This is a genomic window from Akkermansiaceae bacterium, assembly GCA_019634595.1.
Lineage (GTDB): Bacteria > Verrucomicrobiota > Verrucomicrobiia > Verrucomicrobiales > Akkermansiaceae > Luteolibacter.
Map to the genome: position 1 here is coordinate 526,823 of JAHCBC010000004.1, position 26,891 is coordinate 553,713.

The 26,891-nt window shown below is 62.1% G+C and carries 25 protein-coding genes; 20 read left to right on the plus strand and 5 right to left on the minus strand.

Translation table 11 applies throughout. The features are described 5' to 3' along the window. Positions 1 to 48: 48 nt before the first annotated feature. Entirely contained in the window at positions 49 to 1,242 is a 1,194-nt protein-coding gene (gene metK, locus KF712_17435; GenBank protein ID MBX3742770.1) for a methionine adenosyltransferase, read from the minus strand. Between the two features lie 69 nt (positions 1,243 to 1,311). Here metK and KF712_17440 point away from each other — a divergent pair, with 69 nt between their 5' ends. The 7 genes from KF712_17440 to ftsY all read left to right on the plus strand — a co-directional run bounded on the left by KF712_17440 (position 1,312) and on the right by ftsY (position 7,299). Further along, positions 1,312 to 2,232 carry a metalloregulator ArsR/SmtB family transcription factor gene (locus KF712_17440; GenBank protein ID MBX3742771.1) on the plus strand — a complete coding sequence of 307 codons (921 nt, stop codon included), beginning with the start codon at positions 1,312 to 1,314 and terminating at the stop codon, positions 2,230 to 2,232. A gap of 28 nt (positions 2,233 to 2,260) precedes the next feature. Further along, positions 2,261 to 3,124, plus strand: a complete 864-nt coding sequence (locus KF712_17445) for a phosphodiester glycosidase family protein (GenBank protein MBX3742772.1) — start codon at positions 2,261 to 2,263, stop codon at positions 3,122 to 3,124. 89 nt (positions 3,125 to 3,213) lie between these two features. Next, positions 3,214 to 3,555 (plus strand): hypothetical protein, encoded by a 342-nt coding sequence (locus tag KF712_17450; GenBank protein MBX3742773.1) that lies wholly within the window; start codon positions 3,214 to 3,216, stop codon positions 3,553 to 3,555. Positions 3,556 to 3,613: 58 nt separating this feature from the next. Next, entirely contained in the window at positions 3,614 to 4,537 is a 924-nt protein-coding gene (locus KF712_17455) for a D-alanyl-D-alanine carboxypeptidase (protein MBX3742774.1), read from the plus strand. Positions 4,538 to 4,564: 27 nt separating this feature from the next. Then, on the plus strand, positions 4,565 to 5,713 hold the full coding sequence (locus tag KF712_17460) for an 8-amino-7-oxononanoate synthase (protein MBX3742775.1): 1,149 nt from the start codon (positions 4,565 to 4,567) through the stop codon (positions 5,711 to 5,713). A 12-nt stretch (positions 5,714 to 5,725) separates the two neighbouring features. Continuing rightward, positions 5,726 to 6,403 (plus strand): DUF1080 domain-containing protein, encoded by a 678-nt coding sequence (locus KF712_17465; GenBank protein ID MBX3742776.1) that lies wholly within the window; start codon positions 5,726 to 5,728, stop codon positions 6,401 to 6,403. Between the two features lie 44 nt (positions 6,404 to 6,447). Next, positions 6,448 to 7,299, plus strand: coding sequence for a signal recognition particle-docking protein FtsY (ftsY, locus tag KF712_17470; GenBank protein ID MBX3742777.1), 852 nt, complete (start codon positions 6,448 to 6,450; stop codon positions 7,297 to 7,299). A 9-nt stretch (positions 7,300 to 7,308) separates the two neighbouring features. Here ftsY and KF712_17475 read toward each other — a convergent pair whose 3' ends face one another. Next, on the minus strand, positions 7,309 to 8,094 hold the full coding sequence (locus KF712_17475) for a hypothetical protein (GenBank protein MBX3742778.1): 786 nt from the start codon (positions 8,092 to 8,094) through the stop codon (positions 7,309 to 7,311). A gap of 65 nt (positions 8,095 to 8,159) precedes the next feature. Here KF712_17475 and gcvT point away from each other — a divergent pair, with 65 nt between their 5' ends. From gcvT to gdhA, 6 genes are all read left to right on the plus strand, one after another. Then, positions 8,160 to 9,248, plus strand: a complete 1,089-nt coding sequence (gene gcvT, locus KF712_17480) for a glycine cleavage system aminomethyltransferase GcvT (GenBank protein ID MBX3742779.1) — start codon at positions 8,160 to 8,162, stop codon at positions 9,246 to 9,248. A gap of 33 nt (positions 9,249 to 9,281) precedes the next feature. After that, positions 9,282 to 9,659 carry a glycine cleavage system protein GcvH gene (gene gcvH, locus KF712_17485; GenBank protein ID MBX3742780.1) on the plus strand — a complete coding sequence of 126 codons (378 nt, stop codon included), beginning with the start codon at positions 9,282 to 9,284 and terminating at the stop codon, positions 9,657 to 9,659. 85 nt (positions 9,660 to 9,744) lie between these two features. Continuing rightward, the gene (gene gcvP / locus KF712_17490; GenBank protein MBX3742781.1) at positions 9,745 to 12,555 is read left to right on the plus strand and encodes an aminomethyl-transferring glycine dehydrogenase; all 2,811 of its coding nucleotides are present in this window, start codon (positions 9,745 to 9,747) and stop codon (positions 12,553 to 12,555) included. A gap of 29 nt (positions 12,556 to 12,584) precedes the next feature. After that, positions 12,585 to 13,076 (plus strand): 8-oxo-dGTP diphosphatase, encoded by a 492-nt coding sequence (locus KF712_17495; GenBank protein MBX3742782.1) that lies wholly within the window; start codon positions 12,585 to 12,587, stop codon positions 13,074 to 13,076. 550 nt (positions 13,077 to 13,626) lie between these two features. Beyond that, on the plus strand, positions 13,627 to 14,031 hold the full coding sequence (locus tag KF712_17500) for a GreA/GreB family elongation factor (protein MBX3742783.1): 405 nt from the start codon (positions 13,627 to 13,629) through the stop codon (positions 14,029 to 14,031). Between the two features lie 29 nt (positions 14,032 to 14,060). Continuing rightward, positions 14,061 to 15,425, plus strand: a complete 1,365-nt coding sequence (gene gdhA / locus KF712_17505) for an NADP-specific glutamate dehydrogenase (protein MBX3742784.1) — start codon at positions 14,061 to 14,063, stop codon at positions 15,423 to 15,425. A 472-nt stretch (positions 15,426 to 15,897) separates the two neighbouring features. On the opposite strand, the gene rpsD is transcribed toward gdhA, so the two are convergent. Genes rpsD through rpsM form a run of 3 tightly spaced genes read right to left on the minus strand, consistent with a single transcriptional unit; the run spans position 15,898 to position 17,473 of the window. Continuing rightward, positions 15,898 to 16,509 (minus strand): 30S ribosomal protein S4, encoded by a 612-nt coding sequence (rpsD, locus tag KF712_17510; protein MBX3742785.1) that lies wholly within the window; start codon positions 16,507 to 16,509, stop codon positions 15,898 to 15,900. A 25-nt stretch (positions 16,510 to 16,534) separates the two neighbouring features. Continuing rightward, a complete protein-coding gene (gene rpsK / locus KF712_17515) occupies positions 16,535 to 17,086 on the minus strand; it encodes a 30S ribosomal protein S11 (protein MBX3742786.1) in 552 nt (183 codons plus the stop codon). An 18-nt stretch (positions 17,087 to 17,104) separates the two neighbouring features. After that, positions 17,105 to 17,473, minus strand: a complete 369-nt coding sequence (rpsM, locus tag KF712_17520) for a 30S ribosomal protein S13 (protein MBX3742787.1) — start codon at positions 17,471 to 17,473, stop codon at positions 17,105 to 17,107. Positions 17,474 to 17,708: 235 nt separating this feature from the next. Between rpsM and KF712_17525 the strand changes: the two genes are divergently transcribed. The 7 genes from KF712_17525 to KF712_17555 all read left to right on the plus strand — a co-directional run bounded on the left by KF712_17525 (position 17,709) and on the right by KF712_17555 (position 26,871). Next, a complete protein-coding gene (locus KF712_17525) occupies positions 17,709 to 18,728 on the plus strand; it encodes an AAA family ATPase (GenBank protein MBX3742788.1) in 1,020 nt (339 codons plus the stop codon). A gap of 49 nt (positions 18,729 to 18,777) precedes the next feature. Beyond that, a complete protein-coding gene (locus KF712_17530) occupies positions 18,778 to 19,173 on the plus strand; it encodes a four helix bundle protein (protein MBX3742789.1) in 396 nt (131 codons plus the stop codon). Positions 19,174 to 19,255: 82 nt separating this feature from the next. Then, entirely contained in the window at positions 19,256 to 20,077 is an 822-nt protein-coding gene (locus tag KF712_17535) for a DUF58 domain-containing protein (protein ID MBX3742790.1), read from the plus strand. A 29-nt stretch (positions 20,078 to 20,106) separates the two neighbouring features. Continuing rightward, positions 20,107 to 20,469, plus strand: a complete 363-nt coding sequence (locus tag KF712_17540; protein MBX3742791.1) for a four helix bundle protein — start codon at positions 20,107 to 20,109, stop codon at positions 20,467 to 20,469. Positions 20,470 to 20,532: 63 nt separating this feature from the next. After that, a complete protein-coding gene (locus tag KF712_17545; protein MBX3742792.1) occupies positions 20,533 to 22,524 on the plus strand; it encodes a BatA domain-containing protein in 1,992 nt (663 codons plus the stop codon). A gap of 3 nt (positions 22,525 to 22,527) precedes the next feature. Further along, positions 22,528 to 24,732 (plus strand): hypothetical protein, encoded by a 2,205-nt coding sequence (locus tag KF712_17550; GenBank protein ID MBX3742793.1) that lies wholly within the window; start codon positions 22,528 to 22,530, stop codon positions 24,730 to 24,732. A 57-nt stretch (positions 24,733 to 24,789) separates the two neighbouring features. After that, entirely contained in the window at positions 24,790 to 26,871 is a 2,082-nt protein-coding gene (locus tag KF712_17555) for an acetylxylan esterase (protein ID MBX3742794.1), read from the plus strand. The last annotated feature ends 20 nt before the right edge of the window (positions 26,872 to 26,891 follow it).

Below are 26,891 nucleotides of genomic sequence, written 5' to 3' on the forward strand. Positions count from 1 at the left end.
GGTCCGGGTTCCGGCTGGAAACCGGAGACCCGAACCTAGCAAGCTTCTTCAGCCGATGGCCTTCTTGAGCGCGGCGACCTTGTCGGTCTGCTCCCAGGTGAGGTCGGCGTCGTCCTTGCCGAAGTGACCATAGTTGGTGGTCTTCGAGTAGATCGGACGGAGGAGCTTGAGCTGCTTCACGATGTCGGCAGGCTTGAAGGAGAAGACTTTCAGGATGCCAGCGAGGATCTTCGCGTCATCGGTGGTGCCGGTGCCGAAGGTGTCCACGTGGACGCTCACCGGCTCATGGTGGCCGATGGCATAGGCGAACTGGACCTCGCACTTGGTGGCGTAGCCTGCGGCCACGACGTTCTTGGCGACCCAGCGGCCCATGTAGGCGGCGGAGCGGTCCACCTTGGACGGATCCTTGCCGGAGAAAGCACCACCACCGTGGCGGCCCATGCCACCGTAGGTGTCCACGATGATCTTGCGGCCGGTGAGGCCACTGTCACCCTGGGGACCACCGACGACGAACTTGCCGGTCGGGTTGATGAGGTAGCTGGTGTCCTTGGTCAGCATACCCTTTGGCAGGACCTTCTTGATGATCTGCTCGATGCAGAATTTCTCGATCTCCGCATGGGAGGTGCCTTCCGCGTGCTGGGTGGAGATGACGACGTTGACGATGCGGGTCGGCTTGCCATCGACATACTCGACGGAGACCTGGCTCTTCGCGTCCGGGCGCAGCCACTTCACCTTGCCGGTCTTGCGGATGCGGGTCAGCTCGCGGCCCAGGCGGTGGGCATACATGATGGGGGCGGGCATCAGCTCCGGGGTCTCCGCGCTGGCGTAGCCGAACATGATGCCCTGGTCACCGGCACCCTGTTCCGCGTGCTTCTTGCCTTCGGCCTTCTTCGCGTCCACGCCCTGGGCGATGTCCGGGGACTGGGTGGTCAGGTAGTTGTTGATGAAAATCTGGTCGGCGTGGAACACGTCGTCACCGTTGACGTAACCGATCCCGCGCACGGCGTCGCGGATGATCTTCTCCACGTTGATCACGGAGCCGATGGGCTTCTGGCCGATCTTGGGGATGGTGATCTCACCACCCACGACAACGACATTGCTCTTCACGAAGGTCTCGCAAGCGACGCGGCTCTTCGGGTCCACCGCGAGGCAGGCGTCGAGGATGGCGTCCGAGATGGTGTCCGCAACTTTGTCTGGATGGCCTTCGCCGACGGATTCCGAGGAAAAGATATAGGTGCTCATTCGGTTCGGTATTTCTTGGATCGATTTTCGTATCGTCAAATCGTGATTCGTTGATATATAGCTTCACCCATGCCGTCAACGCTGAAATCCCTGAAGCTCCTGGCCGATCCCACACGCCTGCGGATTCTGATGTTGCTGGAACAGGAAGCCCTCTCCGTGGCGGAACTCCAGGAGTTGCTGGGCATGGGGCAGAGCCGGATCTCCACCCAGCTTTCGCAAATGAAAACCGGCAGGCTGGTGAGCGACGAGCGCAGCGGGAAGAACAACATCTACTCCTGCACCGCCGGAGAGGATCTGATGAAAGTGGCGCGTGTCGCCGCCAGTGAGATCCCGGAGGTTTTCTCGGACCAGTCCGCCCTCCGCCACCTCCTGCGGAAGCGGAAGGACAAATCCCGCGCCTATTTCGATGAACTGGCCGGGCGCTTCGGGAAGGACTACGTGCCGGGCCGCTCATGGAAGGCGCTTGCGGAGGCATTCATCAAGATCCTCAACTACAAGGTGGTGGCCGATCTGGGGGCGGGTGAAGGCACGCTCGCCCAGCTACTCGCCCAGCGGGCGGAAAAGGTCATCGCCGTGGATCTTTCGCCGAAAATGGTGGAGTTCGGCCAGCAACTCGCCGTCCAGCACGGACTTTCCAACCTGGAGTTCCGCGTCGGGGACATCGAGAACCCACCCATTGATGACGCGTCGCTCGACCTGGCCATCCTCAGCCAGGCCCTGCACCACGCCGAGCATCCGCAGACGGCGGTGAACGCCGCGTTCCGCATCCTGAAGCCCGGCGGCAGCCTCATCATCCTCGACCTGCTGCAACACAACTTCGACGAAGCGCGGGAGCTGTATGCCGACCGCTGGCTCGGCTTCGCCGAAAGTGACCTCGCTTCCATGATGGAGAAAGCCGGCTTCACCCGGATCGAGACGGTGGTAGCTGACCGGGAAACGATGGCCCCGAAGTTCCAGACCCTGCTGGGCATCGGGGTCCGCGCCGATTGAAGCGGACGATTGCAAAACCGCGGCAAGGATGCACCTTCCCGCCATGCGTGCGGATGTCCTGGGAGTCCTTTCCTTCTGTTTGATCGCGGTTGGCTGCACGCAGGCACCACCGCTCCCTGCCACCGGACCTGCCGGGGCCGCCCGGACAGAGACAGTCCGCCCCCCTGCCAAGGCGGAGGAAGCCGCCGCCCCGACCGTTCCGGAACCCACCCGTTCTCCGGACCAGCCCACCAAGGTGACCCGTGCCACTCTCTCCGGGATCAGCTTTGAAGGCGTGGCATTCGACAGCCGTAACCACCGGCTTGTGGTGGTGGACCAGCCCTCCGGCCCGGGCAGCCGCTATCCGGACGCGCGGACGGCGGCGGCATCCCGGAATGGATTGGCGGGGTTCAACGCGGGCTTTTTCACTCCGGAGGGCACTCCCCTCGGGAAGCTGGTCGCAGCAGGAACTCCCGCGGGCGCATGGAACCGCTCCTCGCTCGGGAGCGGGGTGTTCCAGGAAGATTCATCCGGTATCATGAGCCTGACCCGGCGCAAGGGTGAGGCGACGGCTGGCCGGAGGGAACTTCTGCAGGCCGGGCCTTTGCTGGTGGAAAATGGCAGCACCGTATCCGGGCTGGATGCTTCGAAACCCGCCGTGCGCATGTTCATCGCCTGGGATGGCGGCAGCCGCTGGTGGATCGGCCGGAGTTCATCCTGCACGTTGGCCGGACTCGGCGCGGCCTTGCGTGGTGGCTCTCCTGCTTCCTGGCCGGTCCGCGTGGCGCTGAACCTCGATGGAGGCCGTTCCACCGACCTATGGGTTTCCGGCTCGGTTCCCGGAGGTCCCGCCAGCTTCCGCCCCTTGTGGAATCGGCCGGTGCGCAACTTCCTCGTCCTGGTGCCGCGCTGATGCCGGAAAATTTCTGCCAGTTCCGTTACAAAACGCAGGTATGGACAGCATGAGGCCATGTGTTATGGTCCCCTCCCTCTATGAAAGCCATGTCCCCGGCGATCCTTGTGGCGGTGATCCTGCCGATCACGCTCACTTCCTGCGGCACGATGAAAGTCGTCAATGCCGCCAAGGAAAAGACATCCAGCGGTGTCACCGCCCTCGCGGATGCTTCCTGGGGCCGCCTGACCAAGCCAAAGGTGCAGGTCGTCGAGGTCCGGGAAAAGGATCTCAAGGATCTGCCCACCGGCCAGGAACAGGCGCTGGCTTTCGACAACCGCAGGAAGCGCAGCTTCTGGGGGCTTTTCAGCGGACCAGTCGATTTCAAGGAACCAACCGGCCCGGTCAATGCCGGAGAACTGGACGGCAGCCTCCTGCCGCCCCTTGAATAACCGCCATCCGGTGGTATTCGCGGCTTGAAGGCCCGGCCCTGATGGGAATCATCCCGGCATGTCACGTTCGCTCTGCGTCCGCTTTTCCGCTCTGGCCTGCTTCGCGGCCTTCGTCACCTCCTGTGGAGGCAACCCGCCCCCGCCACTCAAACATCGGGAATTGGCTGGCGGCCCCGCCGTCCGCCAGAACGCTCCCGCCCCTGCACCCGGTCCGGTTCGGGTCGGTGCAATCCCCCTCACGCCACCACCGGCAGTCGTGGGGGAAAGTGCCATCGTCGTGGATGTCGAAAGCGGCCGCGTGCTCTACGCGAAGAACGCCGACCAGCGCCGCGCGGTGGCCAGCACCCAGAAAATCATCACCGCCCTTTGCGTCCTGGACGCGGGCAATCTCGACAAGCCGATCACCATCGTCGCCTCCGATGGTGCGTGTGAACCCACCAAGCTGGGCCTCAAGGCGGGCGAAACCTACACCCGCCGGGAATTGTTGAAGGTCCTGATGGTGAAGAGCGCCAATGACGTCGGCCGCGCCCTCGCCCGTGACGTGGCTGGAGGCCAGGAGGAATTCGCCGCGATGATGAACCGGAAGTGCGCCGCGCTGGGCATGCGGAATTCCCGTTTCAGGAATCCGCACGGCCTCACCGAGCCCGACCAGTTCTCGACTGCCCGCGACATGGCCATCGCCGCCAGTGTCGCCTACCGCAGCCCCATCATCCGCTCCTTCGCCGCGACCAAGGCCTACACCTTCCGTTTCAATGACGGCAGAACCCGCCTGCTGGAGAACACGAACAAGGTTCTCAAGACCCTGCCCTACTGCGATGGCATGAAAACAGGAACCACGAATGCTTCCGGGCGTTGCCTGATTTCATCCGGTTCGCTCAATGGACGCTCCGTCATCGCCGTGGTGCTGAAGTCGAACACGCCCAACATCTGGTCGGACTCCAGCAAGCTCCTCCGCTGGTCACTGGAACGCCCGGAGTCCTGAGGACAGGATCACCCGCGGCCCATCGACATGCGCCAGCCCGAACAAGCCCTCCGCGAGCTTGAGGCCGATGGACTTCTCCGCGGCCTGCGTCCGCTGGATTCAGCCCCGGGACCATCAGTCGTCAGGAACGGAAGGGAACTTTGGAACTTCGCGTCCAACGACTATCTGGGACTGTCCGGACATGAACGGATCAAGGATGCCTTTTGCGAGGGCATCGGCAGGTTCGGAGCGGGATCGACCGCATCCAGGCTGGTCTGCGGCACCCAGCCCCCGCACCTTTTGCTGGAGGAATCCCTGGCGGAGAAGAAGCGGACGGAGGCGGCGCTGACCTTTTCCTCCGGCTATGCGACCGCGCTCGGGACGATCCCGGTGATCGCCGGAAAGGATGACTTCATCCTCCTCGACAAGCTTTCCCACGCCTCCCTCGTCGATGCCTCACGGCTGTCCGGAGCCACCCTGCGGGTATTCCCCCACAATGACACAGGCAAGCTCTCACGGCTGCTGAACACCATCCGCGCCAAGTCCCCGGACGCCACCATCCTGGTGGTCACGGAATCCGTCTTCAGCATGGACGGGGATCTGTGTCCGCTGCGTGAAATCGTCGATCTCACGGAGGCCCACGGTGCGCTGCTTTTCCTCGATGAAGCCCATGCCATCGGCGTGCTGGGCAACCATGGGATGGGACTGGCGGAGGAACTGGATCTGCAGGAGCGGATCGCCTTCCAGATGGGCACGCTGAGCAAGGCGGTGGGTCTCTCCGGAGGATACATCGCGGCGTCGCGGGCGTGGATCGACCTGTTCATCAACCGCGCACGTGCTTTCATTTTCTCCACCGCTCCCCCACCCGCCGTGGCACATGCGGCGAGGATGTCGCTTGAACTGATCGACTCTGCGGAAGGCACCGTGCTGAGGGAACGGTTGTTCTCGAACATCCGTCTGCTGGCCGACCATCCCTCCCCGGTGATCCCGCACATTTTCGGGGGAAACCATGAGACACTGGATGCCGCCGCTTCCCTGGAATCTTCCGGCTTCCTCGTCCCGGCGATCCGCTTCCCCACCGTCCCGCGTGGCACCGCCCGGCTGCGGGTCAGCATCTCCGCCAGCCACCCCCCGGCTGCCGTGACCGCGCTGGCCGCCGCCATTTCCGCACTTGCAAATCCCTCAACCCGTTCCTAACTCCCCTCCGCCATGCTGAAGAAACTCCTGCTCCTCGCCTGTCTCGTTCTGCCGCTCACCGCGGCGGAAGAAGGCTTCACCCCGCTCACCAACGGCAAGGACCTGACCGGCTGGAAAATCGTCGGCGGAACCGGCGAATACAAGGCCGCGGGCGACGAGATCATCGGCAGCGGGGAGAACGTGAAGGCGAACACCTTCCTCATCACGGAAAAGACCTACAAGAACTTCGACCTCCGCTTTGACATGAAGTTCGACAGCATCGCGGGCAACTCCGGCGTCATGATCCGCGGACTGCAGAAAGAGGGCGAAAACGGCCGCGTCTATGGCTACCAGTGCGAGCACGACAATGGCAAGGCCCGCTCCTGGACCGCCGGCCTGTTCGACGAGGCGCGCCGCGGCTGGCTGTTCCCCTACCGCAAGGGCAACGGCAAGAACGACACCGAGGAAGCGAAGGCCGCCCAGAAGGCCTTCACCGAACAGGGTCAGAAGCTTTTCAAGTGGGATGACTGGAACAGCATCCGCGTCCTCGCGGAAGGCAACCACATCCAGATCTGGCTCAACGGCGAACTCCGCGTGGACTTCAAGGATGAGGCTCCGGAATTCACCCCGGAAGGCTTCTTCGGCCTGCAGGTCCACTCCGGCAAGGCGACCAATGTCCGCTGGCGGAATCTCCGCGTGAAGGAACTGTGAGGTTCGTTTCCTGTTTCTGATTTCCTGCTCCCCACGTCCCTCGCATGGCTGGCTTTTTCAAATCACTTCTCGGCAAGATCACCAACCGCGCCGAGATCGACTGGGATGATCTTGAGGCGGATCTCATCGCATCCGACCTCGGCATCCATCTAACGACCTTCATCATCGACGATCTCAAGGATCTCGGGCGGAAGGTTTCCGCGGAGGATGTGATCGAAGTGACCCGCCGCCATCTGGCGGACCGACTGCCACAGGATGTCGCGCCACCGGCACCACGCCCGGACGGAAAGCCCTACGTCATCCTCGTTGTCGGGGTGAACGGCACCGGCAAGACCACCTCATCCGCGAAGCTGGGCCATTGGCTGACGAAACGCGGCCACTCCGTGGTGATGGCCGCCGCGGATACCTTCCGCGCCGCCGCCGTGGAGCAGCTCCAACGCTGGGGTGACCGGCTTCACATTCCCGTCATCAAGGGCAACCCGAACGCGGACCCATCGTCCGTCTGTTTCCACGCCCACCAGAAGGCCATCGCGGACAAGTCGGACTTCCTCATCTGCGATACCGCCGGACGGCTCCACACCCGCCACAACCTGATGGAGGAGCTGACGAAAATCCGCCGCACCATCGCCAAGCAGGATGAAACCGCGCCGCACCTGACCCTGCTGGTCGTGGATGCGACCACCGGCTCGAATGCGATGCAGCAGGCCAAGGAGTTCCACAAGGCATCCCCTCTCGACGGGCTGATCGTCACGAAACTGGACGGTTCCGGCAAAGGCGGCATCGCCATCACCATCTACGACCAACTCGATATTCCGCCCTGCTTTCTGGGAACCGGCGAGGAACCGGATGCGTTCGCCATTTTCGAGAGGGAGAAATTCGTGAAGGAAGTGCTCTGATTCCCCCCGTCAATCCGGCAGGTGGTCGCCGCAATACTCGTGGCCGTCGGTTCCGACGCGGAACTCCAGCTTGGGGTCGGAGATTTCCGTCCGTCCACAGGTGGTGCAGGCATGGAAGGCCTCTTCCTTCGGGAGTTTCTTCTCATTGAACGACCGGCGGCGCTGGACGGACTGCATGACCCTCGCCTGCCCCCGCAGGGCAGGAATGCCGGTCCACAGCAGGTAGTTGAGGTGTCCCAGCAGGAAAAGCGGGAACAACCGGTAGTCCGCCAGCAGGGTCAGCACCAGGAATCCTACCTGGATCATCGCCAGGAACCGGACCTGCACCGGCAGGATGAAGAACATCAGGAACTCCACCTTCGGGAACAGGGTGGCAAATGCGAGGAACGCTGTTCCGTAAAGAAGGAAGCCGCTGCCGGAAAACGCGACCGGTGAGATGAAATTCCCCAGCAGGAGGAACAGCCAGCCTGCATACATGAACATGGAAGTCCGGAACACGCCCCATGCCCCCTCAAGCGCATCGCTCAGCATGAAGGCGATCCTGACCATGAAGAAGAAAAACAGCAGGCCGATCGGGCCGATCCCGGACATTCCGGAAGAGGAGAACAGGAAAGTCAGCACCCGCCATACCTCACCCGCCAGGATCTTTTCCCGGTCGAACTCGAGCAACATGCCGATATCCTTGCGGAAAAGCTGCAAACCGAAGACCAGGGCATGGAACAAGGCATAAAACCGGAACAACCCCGGGAAAGCCAGCCACCCCATTTTCCGCTCCATCTGATCGAGAAATCGCATCGCAGGAGATCATCCACCCTCCCGCCCGGTTGACAAGCCCTCCGGTCCTGACCATCCTTCCGCGCGTGACCGAAGAAGACCTGAAACGCACGCCGCTGGAAGCCAACCACGAAGCTCTCGGCGCCCGCATGGTCCCATTCGGCGGGTGGTATATGCCGGTGCAATACACCTCCATCCTCAGCGAACACGCCGCCGTGCGTGAAAAGGCCGGCATTTTCGACATCTCCCACATGGGCCAGTTCATCGTCGGTGGCCCGGGAGCCTCCGCCTGGCTCCAGAAGATGCTGACGAACAACATCAGCGCACTGGAGATCGGCCAGGGACAATACACCCTCATGCTGAACGAACAGGGCGGCGTGATCGACGACCTCATCGTCTATCGCACGGGTGAGAATGAATTCTTCCTGGTGGTGAACGCCTCGATGATCGACGAGGACTACGAATGGTTCATCCGCTTCCAACCGGCGGATGCCGCCATCCGCAACGAAAGCGGCTTCTGGGCCGGTCTGGCGATCCAAGGCCCGCTGTCCCAGGAGGCCTATGCGAAGGTGCTGCCGGGTGAACCGCTGCCAGGCCGGAATGGCATCCACCGCACGGACAACAATCTGGTCATCTGCCGGACCGGCTACACCGGTGAGGATGGCTTCGAGTTTTTCTGCCCTGCCGCGGAGGCGGGCGAATGGTGGGACAAGTTCATCGCCGCCGGGGTGGTGCCATGTGGCCTCGGCTCGCGTGACACGCTGCGCCTGGAGATGGGCTATCCCCTCAACGGCAACGATCTTTCCCCCACCCGCACGCCCTTAGAGGCCGGCCTGGGATTTTTCGTGGACCTGACGAAGGACTTCACCGGCCGGGACGTCCTCGCCGCGCAGAAGGAAGCCGGTCCGGCGCACAAGCTGGTGGGCATCCGTTATCTGGAAAAGGGCGCCCCGCCCCGCGCACACTACCCGGTCACCGCGCAGGATGGCATCGTCATCGGCGAACTGGCGAGCGGCGCGCTTTCCCCGAGCCTGATGACCGGGATCGGCATGGCCTACCTGCCCGTGGAACACACCAAGCCTGGCACGCTCCTCAACATCGACATCCGTGGCCGCCTCACTCCTGCGAAGGTGGTGAAGAAACCGTTCTACAAGCCCGTAAAGTCCTCTTCCTGATTTCCTGAAATTCCATCATCCATACCTAACTCCATGAGCATCCCAGCCGATCTCCGTTTCAGCACTTCCCACGAGTGGGTCCGCCTCGAAGGTGACATCGCCACCGTAGGCATCTCCGACCACGCCCAGGAGGAACTCACCGACGTCGTCTTCGTCGAACTGCCCATCATCGGCCGCAATGTGGATGGCGGGGACCCTACCGCCGTTGTGGAATCCGTGAAAGCGGCCAGCGACATCTACGCTCCCGTGGCCGGTGAGATCATCGAGGCCAACGGCGACGTCGAGTCCGACCCGTCCCTGGTGAACACCGACCCGTATGGCAAGGGCTGGATCTTCAAGCTGAAGGTGAAAAACCCGGCTGAAGTCGAGTCCATGCTGACTCCCGAGGCCTACGCCTCCCATATTTCCTGATCTCCATTCCCACCGTCTCCGCAAGGGACCGCGAGCCTCCGGGCTCGCTCTTTTCTTTTCCGCCTCATCCGCCCATCCCCATTCCATGCGCTCCGACTTCCGCTCCCGTCACCTCGGCCCCATCGGTCCCGACCGTGAGGAAATGCTCCGCGATACCGGCTTCACCACGCTCAACGCGCTGATCGATGCAGCCGTACCGGCTGGCATCCGCATGGACGATTCGCTGAACCTGCCCGCTGCGAAGTCCGAACAGGAAGCGCTGGCGTGGCTGAAGTCGATCATGGGCCGCAACAAGGTACTGAAGTCCTACATCGGCCAAGGCTACCACAACACCCACGTTCCCGGCGTCATCCAGCGGAACATTCTGGAAAACCCAGGCTGGTACACCGCCTACACCCCCTATCAGGCGGAGATCGCGCAGGGCCGCCTGGAGGCGCTGCTGAATTTCCAGACGATGATCACGGACCTGACCGGTCTGGATGTGGCGAATGCCTCGCTGCTGGATGAAGGCACTGCCGTCGCGGAGGCGATGACGCTCGCACTGGCCCACAAACCGAAGGGCACCGCGATCTGGATTTCCGACCGGGTCCATCCGCAGACGCTGGACGTCGTCATCACCCGCGCCGAGCCGCTGGGCATCAAGGTCATCACCGGCGACTGGCAGTCGGCCCAGATGGAGGAAGGGGTCTTCGCCGCCGTGGTGCAGTATCCGGACACCCGTGGCCGCATCGATGACTTCGCCACATTCTGTGAAAAGAACACCAAGGCGGGCATCTACAACATCGTCGCCGCGGATCTGCTGGCCCTCACCCTCCTCAAGGCTCCCGGCGAATTCGGCGCGGACATCTGCGTCGGCTCCTCCCAGCGCTTCGGCGTGCCGCTCGGCTTCGGCGGTCCGCACGCCGGTTTCATGGCCTGCAAGGACGCGCTGAAACGCAAGATGCCCGGCCGCCTGATCGGTGTTTCCGTGGACTCCCGCGGCAAGCCGGGCTTCCGCCTTTCCCTCCAGACACGCGAGCAACACATCCGCCGCGACAAGGCCACCTCCAACATCTGCACCGCCCAGGTGCTGCTGGCCGTGATGGCATCCATGTATGCCGTCTATCACGGTCCGGAAGGTCTGAAGCACATCGCCCGCTCCGTCCATTCCCGCACCGCAACGCTGAAAGCCACCCTCGCCGCGGCGGGCGTGGCCGTGGAGGATGGTGCCTTCTTTGACACCGTGGTCGCCAAGGTCGCCGACGCGAAAACCGTTGCTTCCGCGCTGGTGGAAAAAGGCATCAACCTGCGTGTCATCGACAGCCAGCACCTTGGCATTTCCTTCGATGAAACGACCACCGCCGAAGAGGTGACCACCATCGCCGGAGCATTCGGCGCGAAGAGTTCCGCCAGCTCCGACAGCAGTTCCGCATGGCCCGCCGCCCTCAGCCGCGGCAGCGCGTTCCTCACCCAGAAGGCGTTCAACAGCTACCACTCCGAAACGGAGATGCTGCGCTACCTGAAGCGCCTGGAGTCGAAGGACCTCGCGCTGAACGAGTCCATGATCGCGCTCGGCTCCTGCACGATGAAGCTCAACGCCACCTCCGAGATGATGCCGCTGAGCTGGCCGGAGGTTTCCTCGATCCACCCCTTCGTCCCCGCCGACCAGAGCCAAGGTTACCGCGAGATGCTTTCCCTGCTGGAGAAATGGCTGGCCGAGGTTACCGGCTTCGCCGCCGTCTCCCTCCAGCCGAACGCCGGCTCCCAGGGCGAATATGCCGGCCTGCTGGCGATCCGCAACTACCACCTCTCCCGTGGTGACACCCACCGCAACATCTGCCTGATCCCCGTCTCCGCGCACGGCACCAACCCGGCCTCCGCCGTGATGGCGGGCATGAAGGTCATCGGCGTGAAATGCGACGAGAAGGGCAACATCGACGTGGACGACCTGATCGCCCGGACCGAGGAGCACCGGGAAAACCTTTCCTGCCTGATGGTGACCTATCCATCCACCCACGGGGTGTTCGAGGAAACCATCCGCACCATCTGTGATGTGATCCATGACGCGGGCGGCCAGGTCTATATGGACGGCGCGAACATGAACGCGCAGGTGGGCCTCACCTCCCCCGGCCTGATCGGTGCGGATGTCTGCCACCTGAACCTGCACAAGACCTTCTGCATCCCCCACGGTGGCGGCGGTCCCGGCGTCGGCCCCATCGGGGTGGCGGAGCAACTCGTTCCCTTCCTGCCCGGCCACGCCGAACTGGAGAACAAGGCCGGTGCCGTGTGTTCCGCACCATGGGGCAGCGCTTCCATCAACACCATCTCCTGGATGTATGTCGCCATGATGGGACCCGCCGGTCTGCGCGAAGCCACCGAGGTCGCCATCCTCAACGCGAACTACGTTGCCAAGAAGCTGGCCCCCTTCTACCCGGTCCTCTACACCGGCAACCAGGGACTGGTCGCCCATGAATGCATCATCGACGTGCGCCAGCTCTCCGACCAGAGCGGCGTGACCGTGGAGGATGTGGCGAAGCGTCTGATGGACTACGGTTTTCACGCCCCCACGATGAGCTGGCCGGTGACCGGCACGCTGATGATCGAACCGACGGAATCCGAGGCGAAGACCGAACTGGACCGCTTCTGCGACGCGATGATCTCCATCCACGGTGAAATCAGCGCGATCATCCGCGGCGAGGCGGATGCGAACGACAACCCGCTGAAACGCGCACCGCACACCGCGGATGTGGTCTGTGGCGACGATTGGGGGCGTACCTATCCCCGTGAGCAGGCAGCCTTCCCACTGCCCTATCTGCGCCAGCACAAGTTCTGGCCGAGCGTCGGACGCATCGACAACGTCCACGGCGACCGGAACCTGGTCTGCACGTGCGACTCGGTGGAGGCCTACGCGGAATGATCCGGTCATCCGACCGGCTTTCTTGCCCCATGAGCGAATCCCCACCCATCGACTGGAGCCAATGGGTTCCGGGTATCCACGCGACCCTGATGTTCATCGTCAGGGATGGGCGGATCCTTCTGATCGAAAAGAAGCGCGGACATGGAGCCGGGAAGATCAACGGGCCGGGAGGCAAGATCGATCCCGGTGAAACGCCGCTGGAATCCGTGATCCGGGAGACGCAGGAAGAACTGCTCATCACGCCATCGGATCCGGTGGAGCTGGGTGAGCTGCATTTCCACATGTCGGACATGCCGCACATCATCTGCCACGTCTATCGTGCGGAGGATTTCACCGGCACGCCTACGGAAACGGACGAGGCGGTGCCGGTCTGGTTCCCGTTCGCGGACATCCCCTATGACCGGATGTGGGAGGATGACCGCCACTGGCTCCCGCTTCTGCTGGAGAACAAGCGCTTCGAGGGGAAATTCTCCTTCGACGGCGACCGGATGCTGTCGCGCCAGGTCGTGGCGAAGGGCTGACAGGGCTCAACCCGCGCCGGAGACGATCTTTTTCCCGCCCGAAGTCAGAATCTAACAATCTGTAAAATAAACACTTACAGTATTCTCGAAAAAATCTCCCAAAAATCGAAAGAAGAATTCCGGAGTGTGGGTATATTCCCATGTCGCAAGACAAGGCGGCCCGTGTGAGATACTTTCTGGTTAAGGGTTTTTCCAGATTGGTGATCAGGCGGGCCGCTTTCCTTTTGCCCGGAGGGGTCGTTTTACCTCCGCACGATGCGGCCGTGCATTCCGAAGGGGACTAAATTTTAGATTGCGGTCCCCGCTCCGGAATCTAACATGAATTTTGTTCATGACTCCAACGCAGTCCGCAATCAAACCCAGCAAGGCCCGTCAGGCGACGGTGCCGGTGCAAGGTTGGTGCGGTCACCGGATGGCGGCATTCCGGGGGTAACGGACAGCCTCTCTAATGGGAAACACTTCCCGAGGCTGTTCCGAAAACCCCAACTCCTGACGGAATCCAACCGCAGTTCCTTCCACGTACCGGAAGGGACCCATCCAATCTATTACCATGAACCCTACGATTGTTCTGGCCGGGCGCGACCGCTCGACCCTCTCCGCACTTTTCCACCATCAACTCCCCGGCCTCATCCCTCATCCAGAGGCGTATGACGCGCTTTCGGGATTCATCGGCTCTTCCAGGATCTGCGATGACGAACCAACCCTCGATGTCCACGTGGGTCTGGGTGATCTGGTCATCCTGAGTTCCCCGAAACGATCCCGCAGCATCCGCATCGTGCTCCCGAAGGAGGCCCGCGATGACACGGAGCGGGTATCGGTGCTCTCCCCCTGCGGACTTTCGATCCTAGGCCGCAAGGTCGGCACCAACGTCACCTGGACCTCCCCTGCCGGGCCGCAGCGCGCGGTCATCCGGGAGGTGCTCAAGGATTCCCTCGCCCAGCCCTGCCCGCAATAAGCGGCCACCAGGCCCGGCAACTCCATCTTATGTCAACTGATACCCGAAACAGCCGCTACGAATCCCTCGATTCATTCCTGACCTACATCCGCCGGAGAGATCCCCTGCAACCCGAGTTCCACCAGGCGGTGGAAGAGGTGCTGCAGAGCCTCTGGTCCTTCGTGCAGGCAAATCCAAAATATCTCCGGCACGGTCTCCTCGAGCGGATCGTCGAGCCGGAGCGGGTGATCCTTTTCCGGGTGCCGTGGGTGGATGACAGCGGAACCACCCATGTGAACCGCGGCTACCGGGTGCAGATGAACAGCGCGATCGGGCCCTACAAGGGCGGCCTCCGCTTCCATCCGTCCGTGAACCTGAGCATCCTGAAATTCCTCGCCTTCGAGCAGGTTTTCAAAAACTCCCTGACCACCCTGCCGATGGGCGGAGGCAAGGGAGGATCCGACTTTGATCCGAAAGGGCGCACCGACGGCGAGGTGATGCGCTTCTGCCAGTCCTTCATGAGCGAACTGTTCCGCCATGTGGGCGCGGACGTGGACGTGCCTGCCGGAGACATCGGCGTGGGGGCGCGGGAAATCGGTTACATGTTCGGCCAATACAAGCGCCTGACCAACGAGTTCACCTCCGTGCTGACCGGCAAGGGACTCTCTTACGGCGGCAGCCTCATCCGTCCGGAAGCGACCGGCTATGGTTGCGTCTATTTCGCCCAGGAGATGCTCCACCTCCACAAGGATGGCTTCGAGGGCAAAAAGGTGGCCATCTCCGGCTCCGGCAACGTCGCCCAGTTCGCGTCCGAAAAGTGCATTGAACTCGGCGCATCCGTCATCTCCCTCTCCGACTCCGCGGGAACGGTGCACATCCCGGATGGCCTGACTTCCGAGCAACTGGCGTGGTGCATGGAGCTGAAGAACGAGCGGCGAGGCCGCATCTCCGAGTTCGCGGATCACTTCAAGCTCCCCTATCTCGACGGCAAGCGTCCGTGGGAGATCCCCTGTGACATCGCCCTGCCCTGTGCGACGCAGAACGAGATCGACGGAGACGATGCCGCCCTCCTGATCCGCAATGGCTGCCAGTGCGTGGCGGAAGGGGCGAACATGCCTTCCGACCTGGAGGCGGTGAAGGTCTTCCTCGACGCCAGGATCGCCTACGGTCCCGGAAAGGCGGCCAACGCCGGTGGGGTTTCCACCAGCGGTCTCGAAATGTCCCAGAACGCGATCCGGATGCCATGGAGCCGGGCGGATGTGGACAACCGCCTGCACGCCATCATGCAGAACATCCACCATTCCTGCGTCGAGTATGGTACCGGCAAGGACGGATTCGTGAATTACGTGGACGGGGCCAACATCGCCGGATTCGTGAAAGTCGCGGACGCTATGCTCGCCCAAGGGGTGGTGTGACTTCCCCGCCCCTTTTGTCGGTGAACGGTTGCCTGACAAGAAGCATGCCCGGTTCCGCAACGGAGCCGGGCATGTGATTTTCCACGGTGGACATTCTCCAAAAAATTTGGATTTCAATCACTTGCAAAAACCCAACACAACCCATCAGGCGAGCGTGCGAAATTTTTCGCGATCTTTGTAAGATGGAGTCGCTCCGACAGGTATCTCTCCATGTCGCAAGACAAGGCGGCCCGCGTGAGATACTTCCTGGTTTTGGGTTTTTCCAGGATGGTGATCAGGCGGGCCGCTTTTTTTGTTTTGGTAGCGAAGCTTGTGAAAGCTTCGGTTGTGGCGATGCCGGATGAAGGAAACGGCCCGGGATCTTTACGGACATCCTCCGCCGAAGGTCTCACGACCTTCGCTACGCGAACAAAAACGCCCGGTCCCTTTCGGAAACCGGACGTTTTTGGAAAACAACTGTTCCTTGCGGAGATCAGCGGGAGTAAAGCTCGACGATGAGCTGCTCGTTGACGAGCGGATCGATGTCGGAGCGCTCCGGGACGCGGGCGATCACAGCTTCAAGCTTGTCCTTGTCAACCGTGAGCCAGTCAGCGATCGGGGCAGCTTGGGTGAGATCGACCATGCGGGTCGCGAGTTGCTGGGAGGATGGCTTGGCAGCCACCTTCACCACGTCGCCCGGCTTCACCTGATAGCTCGGGATGTCAACGCTGCGGCCGTTCACGAGGACGTGGCCGTGGTTGACGAGCTGGCGGGCTGCCTGGCGGGTGTTCGCGAAACCGGAACGGTAGATGACGTTGTCGAGACGGAGCTCGAGGAGCTGCAAGAGGATGACACCCGTAACGCCGCGGCGGCGGGCTGCTTCCTCATAGTAACCACGGAATTGCTTCTCGAGGACACCGTATTGGAAACGGAGCTTCTGCTTCTCGCCGAGTGCGACGGAGTATTCGCTCTTCTTTTTCCGGCCGGCGCGGACGCCGTGTTGACCCGGTGGGAAATTGCGGCGCTCGACTGCTTTGGACGGGCCGAAGAGGGAGACGCCGAAACGGCGGCTGATCTTCGCGCGTGGACCTGTGTAACGTGCCATGTTCTGGAATTTCTAAAGTTGGGGATTAGACGCGGCGCGCTTTCTTCGGACGGCAGCCGTTGTGCGGGATCGGGGTGACGTCGCGGATGGAGAGGATCTCAAGACCCAGACCCTGGACGGCACGGACGGCGGACTCACGGCCGGAACCCGGACCTTTGACACGCACATCCACTTCCTTGAGGCCGTGGCCCATCGCCTGGCGGCAGGCGTCCTGCGACACGACCTGCGCTGCATAAGCGGTGGATTTACGGGAACCCTTGAAGCCCATCTTGCCGGCGCTCGACCAACCGATCGAGTTGCCGTTCACGTCGGTGACGCTGACGATGGTGTTGTTGAAGGTGGCAGTCACGTGGACGATGCCGCGAAGAACGTTCTTCGAGCCCTTGGCCTTGTGAATTTTGATTTCTTCCTCACCTCCGCCGATCTCGGCGAAGATGTCGCGTTTCGCTTCCTTTTTGGGAGCGCCTTCGACCGCGGGTGCCGCAGCCTCAGGGGCGGGGGTAGGGGCGGGTGCTGGAGCTGCTGTCGGCTCAACCGCTGGCTTCACAGCGGCTTCTGGTTTCGTTTCTTCGGACATGAGTCTATGATCAAAAAATTACTTCTTAACGCCGACCGTCTTCTTCTTGCCCTTGCGGGTGCGGGCGTTGGTGCGGGTGCGCTGGCCACGGACCGGAAGGCCGCGCTTGTGGCGGATGCCGCGGTAGCAGTTGATGGAGGTCAGGCGCTTGAGCTGCGACTGGCGCTCACGGCGCAGGTCACCTTCGACGAGGACTTGCTCCGCCTGGATCACCTGGGCGATGCGGACAAGCTGGTCCTCGGTCAGTTGGCCGGTCCGGATGTTCGGATCGATGCCAGCGTGATCAAGAATCTTCGCAGCGGTCGGGCGACCAATGCCGAAAATATACGGCAACGAGGCTTCGATGCGCTTCTCGTTGGGAATTTCAATACCTAGGATACGTGCCATGTTAAGCGGGATTTCGCAGTGACCGCAGGGTACGCCGGAACGCTCCGGGTTTCCGCGGGGGCGGCTGATTTAGCAGACGAACCCGGTCTGGCAAGTGGGAAATGGAAAATTTCGGCGATTACTTCGGATTTCTTAAAGGAATCCCCCTCCCTTCCAAGGTTGCTGTCTGGGACGGTCCCTTCTGGACAATCCATTGTGCTCCCTTAGTTTGGCACGGTCAGCCTCGTTCTATTTCATGGATTCCGCCCTTCCCGCCCACCACCTGCCGCCCGACGACGTCGCGGCCATCGACGAACTCGGAAAAGTTTACCAAGCTCTCCGGGAGGAACTTGGAAAAACCATCATCGGCCAAGAGGAGGTGATCGAGCAACTCGCCATCTGCCTGTTTGCCCGCGGTCACGCCCTTCTGATGGGGGTGCCCGGTCTGGCGAAGACCCTGCTGGTCTCGTCCGTGGCGGAGACCTTCGAGCTTTCCTTCAACCGGATCCAGTTCACTCCGGATCTGATGCCTGCGGACATCACCGGCACGGACATCATCCAGGAATCCGGCGTGGGCGGAAAACGGGAGTTTGAATTCATCCGCGGCCCGCTTTTCGCCAACATCGTCCTGGCGGACGAAATCAACCGTGCCCCGGCGAAGACCCAGTCCGCGATGCTGGAAGCGATGCAGGAGCACAAGGTGACGGTGCTGGGGAAAACCTACCCCCTCTCCCCTCCCTTCTTCGTTCTCGCGACCCAGAACCCGATCGAGCAGGAGGGCACCTACCCCCTCCCCGAAGCGCAGCTCGACCGCTTCATGTTCCTCATCGAACTGGACTATCCCTCCGCCGCGGATGAAATCCGGATCGCCCGGGAGACAACCGGCTCGGCCCGCCAGGCGCTCAACCGCCTGATCGACGGCAACAAGATCCTCGCCTTCCAGCAGCTCGTCCGCCGGGTGCCGGTGCCGGAGCATCTTTATGAATATGCGGTGAACATCGTCCGCCGCACCCGCCCGAACCAGCCGGAGTCCCCACAATGGCTGAAGGACACCGTCGGCTGGGGCGCGGGACCGCGGGCCGTGCAGTATCTGATTCTCGGAGCGAAGTCCCGCGCCGCGCTACGTGGTGCCTATATGGCATCGCTGGAAGATCTGGAAGCGGTGGCCTCGCCTGTTCTCACCCACCGGGTGATCACGAATTTCTCCGCGGAGTCGCAGGGAATGACTTCGAAGAAGATCGTTCAAAGACTCATCACTGAAATGCGGGAGGAATAAAGAATCCAGATTCAAGAACCCAGAATCAAGAAAGAGGCCCTTTTTCACCATGAATCACAATTTTGAAAATCTGGAGGTTTGGAAACGTGGATGCAGGTTGGCGATCAACGTCTGTGTCGCGTCCCACAAGTCCCGTGAATTTGCCCTGCGAGATCAGATCCATCGTTCGGCCATTTCCATTCCTTCAAATATTGCCGAAGGCTCGGAGCGATCCTCAGAAGCAGACTTTTCCCGATTTCTCAGCTATAGCAAAGGTTCGTGCGGGGAACTCCGTACCCAACTCATGATCCACAGGGAAGTGCAGGGAACTGAAAATCGAACCTTTCAGCAATACCGACATGATGATCGAGGAAACACGGGAAATTTCCCGGATGCTGAGCGGACTCATAGGCCATTTGAAGCCTCCCACACCGCTGCATCTGGATTCTTGATTCTTGTCTCTTGATTCTCACGAAGTGAAATACGACTTCCTCGACAACACGCTGCTTTCCCGTCTCGGCTCACTGCCGATCGAGACGCGCGTGCCGATGATGGGCAACGTGGCGGGAAAGCACCGCTCGCCGCACCGGGGATCGTCGGTCGAGTTCGCGGAATACCGCAAGTATGTGCCGGGAGACGATACCCGGCGACTGGACTGGAAGGCCTACGCGCGTTCCGACCGGTATTACATCAAGGAGTTCGAGGCGGACACGAACTTGCGGGCCTACTTCGTGGTGGATGCCTCCGGTTCGATGAAGTTTTCCGGCGAAGCAGGGCCGAAGGTCCAGTATGCGAGGAAAATCGCGGCGTCGCTCGCCTACCTGCTGGTCAATCAAGGCGATGCTGCCGGTCTTTCCATCTGCACGGACAAGCTGCACCTGGAAGTACCGCCCAGCCGCCGCCCTGCCCATCTGGAGCGTCTTTTCCAGACGCTGTCATCTTTGGAGCCTTCCGGTGAAACGGGCCTCATCGGCGCGCTGCACACCATCGCGGAAAAGATCGGCCAACGTGCCTTCGTCGTCATCCTTTCCGACCTGTTCACGGATCCGGAGGCGTTCGGCGATGCCCTCCAGCATCTGCGCTACCGCAAGCATGACATCTCCGTGTTCCACCTGATGGATCCTCTGGAGATCGGTTTCAATTTCGACAGTCCCCGCCGCTTCGTGGACCTGGAGGATGGCACCGCCCTGGTCGCGGAACCGAATCTCATCGCCGACGAATACAAAACCGCCCTCCGCGATTTCCTCTCCGCAGTCCGGGCCAAGTGCCATGATGCGAACGCGGATTATCAATTGGTGACAACGGACACGCCATTGGAGCCGTTGTTGAGGGAGTTCCTCACCGCGCGCATCGTGCGTTCGAAGCACTAAATCTTAAGCACCAAATTCGAAACGAGGAGATGGCCGATGGAGCGGAATATGATCTGGAGGAACGCACGTTCCAGTTCGCGCTCTCCATCCGGCGTTGCATCGCAGGGAGGAAATGGAACCGGGAGCAATGGACCGATGTCGATCAATTGCTCCGGTCTTCAGGTTCGGTTGCAGCCAACTACATCGAGGCAAATAATGCCGTCTCGAAACCTGACTTTCTCCTCAGAATCCGGATCTCGAAGAAAGAGGCCAGTGAAACCCGCTTATGGCTAAGACTCTTGGGAGAAACCTCCTCCGACGACACTCTGAAACAAACGTTACGCCAGCTCTACCGGGAATCCGACGAATTGTCCCGAATCCTGGCGACCATCCTCAGAAATTCTCAAAAATAGCCGCCGTTTCTTGCACCCTTCTTCGTTTCGGATTTGGTGCTTAAGATTTAGTGCTTAATACCCGTGCTTTTCCTCTCTCCACTGCTTCTCTGGTTCCTCGCCGCGGCCGCGATTCCGATCGCGATCCACCTGCTGAACCGCCGCCGCCACAAGACGATCCAGTGGGCGGCGATGCAGTTCCTGCTGAAAGCGACGCGGGAAAGCCGGGGCAAGAAGAAGCTGCGGCACATCCTGATCCTCACCTGCCGGGCGCTGGGCATCGCGGCACTGGCCATGGCGGCGGCACGGCCGATCGCTTCCAGCCTGATGGGCTGGGGCGGCGGCACGGTGAACACGGTGGTATTGGTGCTCGACCGCTCGGCTTCGATGGAGTCCAGGCCCGGTGATGGACTCTCACCGCGCCGCCAGCTTGTGCTCGAGCAGGTGCGCGGCGCGCTGAAGGACATCGGCTCTCCGCGGCTTGTGTTGATCGACTCCGCCAGCGGCAGGCCGCAGGACGTTCCCTCGTCGGATGTGCTGCCGGAACTCTCGTCCACCGCAGCCACGGACAGCGCGGCGGATTTCCCCTCGTTGCTGGCCAGCGCGGCGGAGTTTCTCTCGGAAACACCGGGGCGTTCCGAGATCTGGCTGGCGTCCGACCTCCAGTCGTCCAACTGGAAGGCGGACGACGAACGCTGGGCGGCTGCCCGGGCGAGCATCGCCAGCCTCCCGCAAAAGCCGGCCATCCGGGTGATTTCCCTCTCCGGCTCCACTTCCTCGAACAATGCCCTCCGCCTGCTGGGTTCACGCCGCACGGGAAATGAACTCATCCTGGATCTGGAGGTCCTGCGCCCGGAGAATGCACGGGGTACTGCGAACATCCCGCTGACCACCCATCTCGATGGCAGCGGCACCACGGAGACCCTCACCATCCCCGGCCAGGCTTTCCGTTTCCAGAAACGCATCGTCCTGCCACCTGACAGCAGCACCGGCCATGGCCACCTTTCGATCCCGGGTGACGGCAACCCGCGGGACAACGTGGCGTTCTTCGCCTACGGCCCGTCGCGCCCGGTGAAGTCCCTCGTGGTGGGTACTCCCGGAGAAGCGGCGGACTATCTGCTGCTGGCCGCCGCGCCTCCCGGATTCGGCAGCCAGTCCGCCGGGTTCATCCCGCCCGCGCAAGCCGCGGCGATCTCCACGAATGATCTGGCGGCCATCCTGTGGGCGGCTCCCTTTCCCACCGGCTCCACCGCGGAGTGGCTCAACCGGTTTCTCACCTCCGGCGGGCAGGTGCTTTTCCTCCCACCCGGCGAGGCATCGTCCGCACCGTTCCTCGACCTGAAATGGTCGCAACCCACCGAGGCGGAACGCGGAAAATTCCTCATCCTCCGGGACTGGAACCATACGGATGGTCCGCTGCGCGATGGCATCGACGGAACCCCGATCCCCGCCGAGCGGCTGAAGGCCATCCGCAGGCAGATCCCGCTCGGCGACGCCGCACCGCTGGCGAAATGGGAGGATGGCGAACCATTTCTCTCCCGCCAGGTGGTGGACCGTGGCACGGCGTGGTTCCTCGGTTCGACTCCGGACTACACGTGGTCAAACCTGGGGGACGCGGATGTGCTGCTGCCAGTGGTCCAGCGCATCGTCACCGCAGGGGCGGATCGTTTTGATGCTTCCTATCTCGGGACGGTGGGCGGTGATGAATCGCGGACGCTGGCCGGGGAGGCCCGGACCCGGCTGGACCACCATGGCGAGCCGGATCCCGCGAATGCGGCGTATGAGGCAGGGGTCCACCGTCTCGGTTCGCGGCTTCTGGCCATCAACCGCCCGCTTTCCGAGGACGAGCCGGAAATGCTCACCCGCGAGCAACTCGACGCCGCCCTGGACGGGACCGGCTACACCCTGCTCGACCAGGCGGGCCAAGCGAGGGAGGCGGACCTTTCCCGGGATCTGTGGCGGCCATTCCTCATCGCCGTGATCTTTTTCCTCATTTCGGAAGCGATCCTGTCGCTGCCCAAGAAGCAACCGGTTTCCCCGCTGCCGTCCGGTGCGACGAAATCCACTCCAGTCTGATCCTTGCTCCACCTTTCTCCAACCCCTGTCACCCTCACCCTCGGGATCATCACGTTGATCGTGGTGGCGGTGCTGTGTGTCGTTTCGTTCCGGCGGAGTCCCCATCCCCGCCGCACCTTCCTTCTGGAGACGCTCCGTTTCATGATCGCGGCCGTCATCGTGGTGTTGCTGTGGCAACCGGAATGGCGGGTCACCCTCAACCCGGACGCGAAGCCCGCAATCGCCATCCTGTGGGACGATTCCAAGTCGATGACCACCATCGATGCCACCCTTCCCGCTTCGCTGTCACCGAACAACGAAGTGGTTTCCCGGGAGGAACTGGTGAAGAGGACGCTGGCGTCGGATCTGTGGAAGCCGCTCGCATCGGACGGGCGGAATGAGATCATCACACTCCCATTCGCCACTCCGCCGGAGGACACCAGTGTCCTGGCCGGCACCGACCTGGAGACGCCCCTCTCCGACCTCCTGGAGAAGCAAAACAATCTCCGGGCGGTGGTGATGCTCAGCGACGGAGACTATAATACGGGGCAACCTCCGGTCGCCGCCGCCCAGAAGATGCGCCTGCGGGGGGTGCCACTTTTCCCCATCCCCGTGGGGAGCCAGACGCGCCTGCCGGACCTGGATCTGCTGGCGGTGACAGCACCGTCCTATGGCATCGTGGGGGAGAACGTGCAGATCCCGTTCACCTTCCGGTCGTCACTGGACCGGCCCGTGCGGACGCTGGTCCGGTTGAGGGATGATTCCGGGAGGGAAAGGACCAAGGACATCCTCATCGCGCCGAATGCCGAGACCTACGAATCCATCCTTTGGCGGTTGGAGAAAGAGGGTTCTTCCACCCTGGAGCTGAGCATCCCCGTTGCGGACGGCGAGCTGGTGCCCACCAACAACAGCAGGAAGTTCACCATTTCCGGAAAGCCGGAGAAGATCCGTGTGCTGGTGATCGAGACCCTGCCCCGCTGGGAGTTCCGCTTCCTGCGCAACGCGCTTTCACGGGATCCCGGCGTGGAGCTTTCCTGCCTGCTGCTGCACCCGCAGCTCGGCCCGGCGGCGGGACTCCACTACATCGACAAGTTTCCGGAAAAGATCGAGGATCTGGCGAAGTTCGATGTGATCTTCCTCGGTGATGTCGGTGTGGCGGCGGACCAGCTCACCGCCGCGCAGTGCACCCTCATGCGCGGGCTGGTGGAGAACCAGGCCTCCGGCATCGTGTTCCTGCCCGGCCCGCAGGGGAACCAGTTCACCCTGCTCGACACGGATCTTTCCGATCTCCTCCCGGTCACGCTGGATGAGGCGGCGAAGCAGGGTGTGCCGGAGGGAATCGCATCCCCGCTGAACCTGACCACGGAGGGGCGTTCTTCCCTGCTCACCATGCTGGGCAGCACGGAGGAGGAAAACCCGGCGATCTGGAGGCAGCTTCCCGGCTTCTTCTGGCATGCGCCCGTCATCAAGGCGAAGGGCGGCACGGAGGTGCTGGCCGTGCATGGCAACCGGCGGGGGAAATTCGGCCCCATCCCGCTCATGGTCACGAAGACGGCGGGCAGCGGCAAGGTGCTGTTCATGGGCATCGATTCCGCATGGCGCTGGCGGCGCGGTGTGGAGGATCTCTATCACTACCGCTTCTGGGGCCAGGTCGCGCGGTGGATGTCCTACCAGCGCAACATGGCGGCGGGCCAGAGGGTGCGGATGTTCTTCCACCCGGAAAGGCCGGAACCCGGCGCCACGGTCACGCTCAACGCGAATGCCTTCGACCCGAACGGCGCGCCTCTCAAAGAAGGCACCGTCTCCATCGACATCACCGCGCCGGACGGACGGACGGAACGGACGGAACTGCAGAAGAATGACTCCGCATGGGGAGCCTTCAGCGGACGTTTCAAAGTCACCCTGCCCGGCGAATGGAAACTGCGGGCCACCGCTGGCGGTGCGGAGGACAAGCCGGTGGAAACGGTGATCCTCGCACAGGGCACCGAGATCGAGAAAACAGGACAGCCTGCACGACCGGAGGTACTGGAGGAGATGGCCAGGATTTCGCGTGGCCGGGTGATCCAGCCGGACCAGCTTCCGGATCTCATCAAGGAGATCACCGCCCTGCCGGAACCCCGTCCTCTGGAAAGGCGGATGCCCCTGCTGTCCCACTGGGCCACGTTGGCGGCCATCATCATCCTGCTCGGCATCTTCTGGACCGGACGCAAATTTAACGGAGCGTTCTGACCGTTTTGCGTCATCTTCCGACATTGCATCCGGAAGTGTCTTTCCTAGGATGGCGGGATGCGTCCCAATGGCATTCTCCTACCGTTGCTCCTTGCAGGGGCCGGGTTCGTGTCTCTCGCCGCTCCGGAAACGCCCGCTCCACCGGACTCTTTCGGCCGCCAGCTCGAGGCGGAGGTTCTGAAGATCGAACGGCGTGCAGCGGAGGAAATACCGGACAAGGAAGCGTGGCTGGCCGGGCAGAAGGAATCCCGCCGTCAGTTGGCGGAGATGCTGGGGCTCGACCCCATGCCACCAAAGGGCGATCTGCACGCGACGAAAACGGGTGAGTTCGAACATGAGGGCATCGTGGTGGAGAACCTCCACTACCAGTCGTCACCGGGCCTCTATGTGACGGCGAATTTCTACCGCCCGAAGGAGGTCACCGGACCACTGCCGACCGTCCTCTACCTCTGCGGCCACTCGGACAAGATCAAGGACAAGATCAGCTACGGCAACAAAACCGGCTACGAACACCATGGGGTGTGGTACGCCAAGAACGGCTTCACCTGCCTGATCATCGACACCGTCCAGCTCGGGGAGATCCGGGGTGCCCACCATGGCACCCACAGGATGGACCGCTGGGACTGGATCTCCCGTGGCTACACGCCTGCCGGGGTGGAGGCATGGGCGGGCATCCGTGGCATCGACTATTTGCTGACGCGGCCCGAGGTGGATGCGAAAAAGATCGGCGTGACCGGTCGCAGCGGCGGCGGAGCCTATTCGTGGTGGGTGGCCGCCCTCGATGAGCGGGTGGCCTGCGCCGCCCCCACCGCCGGCATCACCACGCTGCGTGACCATGTGGTGCACAAATGCGTCTATGGACACTGCGACTGCATGTTCATGGTGAACGGCTACCAATGGGACTACGACCGTGTGGCTTCCCTCTTCGCCCCCCGCCCCCTGCTGATCGCCAACACGGACAAGGATTCCATTTTTCCCGTGGATGGCGTGTTCGACATCTTCCGCAAGACACGGACGGTGTATGGGATGCTCGGTGCTGAAAAGAATCTCGGCCTGCACATAGCGGAAGGCCCCCATGCGGATCTGCAACCGCTCAACACGGGGGAGTTCCACTGGATGCTGCGACACCTGAAAGGTGAACCCGCGATGGCCACCTACGACGGAGCCGCAGTGAAATCCATTCCCATGGAAAAGCTGCGGGTGTTCGACAAGCTGCCGGAAGACCAGAAAAACACGACCATCGATGAATCGTTCGTGCCGCTGGCAAAAGCACCCGCCGCGGGGAATTGGGAGACAGCCAAGCCCGACCTGATGAAAGCGCTGCGCGGGAAGGTCTTTGCGAGTTGGCCGGAAACCGGAGCACCTTTCATGGAACCTGCGGGCATGATCCTTGCCAGCGGAGTCACCGCGGAAAAATACACGCTCCGACCCATGGGGAAGGGAACTGAACCGGCACTCGATCTCTATCTATTGGTCATGATGCTGCCGGACGGGCCAGCGGAGCGGAAACACATCGTGCTCAACGTCCTCGACGACGCGGGATGGAAGGCATTTGAAGGGGAATATGGCCCGGTGTTCCCTTCGTTGTTTCCCGGCAGGGAGAATGACACCGCCAAGCTCGCGGCGATGGAAGAGTTGATCGGCTCCGGAGTTCCTCTGGCATTCCTTTGTCCGCGTGGGGAAGGCCCCCACCGGAAGATCGGGACGGAAAAAGACCAGACCCAGCTCCGCAGGAGCTTTTATCTCACCGGAGCGACGCTGGAGTCCTGGCAGGTATGGGACATCCGCGCGGCCGTGAACCGGCTGCGTTCATTGCCGGAATTCGGAGATTCGTCGGTTCTGATCGATGCTTCCGGTGCCCAAGCGGTGAATGCGATCCATGCCTCATTGTTCGAGCCGGCTGTGAACTATCTCGATCTCCGGAACGTCCCTTCATCCCATCTGGACAAAGCGGCACCGGCCTATCTGAACGTATTGAAGCACCTGGACGTCCCGACTGCGGCCGCAATGGCCGCCGGTGATCGTGATGTGAAGATCCGCACCGCCGATCCCGACGGATGGAAGGGAGCTGCGGCGTTGATTGGAACTGGAGCGGACAGGAAGCACCGCTTCGAGATACTTCCGCTTTCGGAACAGTGATCACCCGCTTTCCGTGGACC

What these genes read in the sequence shown, in the direction of transcription:
- rpsK (MBX3742786.1), bottom strand. Translation starts at nt 17,086, where the DNA reads ATGTCCGAAGAAACGAAACCAGAAGCCGCTGTGAAGCCAGCGGTTGAG.
- KF712_17450 (MBX3742773.1), top strand. Translation starts at nt 3,214, where the DNA reads ATGTCCCCGGCGATCCTTGTGGCGGTGATCCTGCCGATCACGCTCACT.
- rpsD (MBX3742785.1), bottom strand. Translation starts at nt 16,509, where the DNA reads ATGGCACGTTACACAGGTCCACGCGCGAAGATCAGCCGCCGTTTCGGC.
- KF712_17495 (MBX3742782.1), top strand. Translation starts at nt 12,585, where the DNA reads ATGAGCGAATCCCCACCCATCGACTGGAGCCAATGGGTTCCGGGTATC.
- KF712_17555 (MBX3742794.1), top strand. Translation starts at nt 24,790, where the DNA reads ATGCGTCCCAATGGCATTCTCCTACCGTTGCTCCTTGCAGGGGCCGGG.
- gdhA (MBX3742784.1), top strand. Translation starts at nt 14,061, where the DNA reads ATGTCAACTGATACCCGAAACAGCCGCTACGAATCCCTCGATTCATTC.
- KF712_17525 (MBX3742788.1), top strand. Translation starts at nt 17,709, where the DNA reads ATGGATTCCGCCCTTCCCGCCCACCACCTGCCGCCCGACGACGTCGCG.
- KF712_17540 (MBX3742791.1), top strand. Translation starts at nt 20,107, where the DNA reads ATGGCCGATGGAGCGGAATATGATCTGGAGGAACGCACGTTCCAGTTC.
- rpsM (MBX3742787.1), bottom strand. Translation starts at nt 17,473, where the DNA reads ATGGCACGTATCCTAGGTATTGAAATTCCCAACGAGAAGCGCATCGAA.
- ftsY (MBX3742777.1), top strand. Translation starts at nt 6,448, where the DNA reads ATGGCTGGCTTTTTCAAATCACTTCTCGGCAAGATCACCAACCGCGCC.
- KF712_17465 (MBX3742776.1), top strand. Translation starts at nt 5,726, where the DNA reads ATGCTGAAGAAACTCCTGCTCCTCGCCTGTCTCGTTCTGCCGCTCACC.
- KF712_17440 (MBX3742771.1), top strand. Translation starts at nt 1,312, where the DNA reads ATGCCGTCAACGCTGAAATCCCTGAAGCTCCTGGCCGATCCCACACGC.
- KF712_17475 (MBX3742778.1), bottom strand. Translation starts at nt 8,094, where the DNA reads ATGCGATTTCTCGATCAGATGGAGCGGAAAATGGGGTGGCTGGCTTTC.
- KF712_17535 (MBX3742790.1), top strand. Translation starts at nt 19,256, where the DNA reads ATGATGGGCAACGTGGCGGGAAAGCACCGCTCGCCGCACCGGGGATCG.
- KF712_17500 (MBX3742783.1), top strand. Translation starts at nt 13,627, where the DNA reads ATGAACCCTACGATTGTTCTGGCCGGGCGCGACCGCTCGACCCTCTCC.
- metK (MBX3742770.1), bottom strand. Translation starts at nt 1,242, where the DNA reads ATGAGCACCTATATCTTTTCCTCGGAATCCGTCGGCGAAGGCCATCCA.
- gcvP (MBX3742781.1), top strand. Translation starts at nt 9,745, where the DNA reads ATGCGCTCCGACTTCCGCTCCCGTCACCTCGGCCCCATCGGTCCCGAC.
- KF712_17460 (MBX3742775.1), top strand. Translation starts at nt 4,565, where the DNA reads ATGCGCCAGCCCGAACAAGCCCTCCGCGAGCTTGAGGCCGATGGACTT.
- gcvH (MBX3742780.1), top strand. Translation starts at nt 9,282, where the DNA reads ATGAGCATCCCAGCCGATCTCCGTTTCAGCACTTCCCACGAGTGGGTC.
- KF712_17445 (MBX3742772.1), top strand. Translation starts at nt 2,261, where the DNA reads ATGCACCTTCCCGCCATGCGTGCGGATGTCCTGGGAGTCCTTTCCTTC.
- KF712_17530 (MBX3742789.1), top strand. Translation starts at nt 18,778, where the DNA reads ATGAATCACAATTTTGAAAATCTGGAGGTTTGGAAACGTGGATGCAGG.
- KF712_17455 (MBX3742774.1), top strand. Translation starts at nt 3,614, where the DNA reads ATGTCACGTTCGCTCTGCGTCCGCTTTTCCGCTCTGGCCTGCTTCGCG.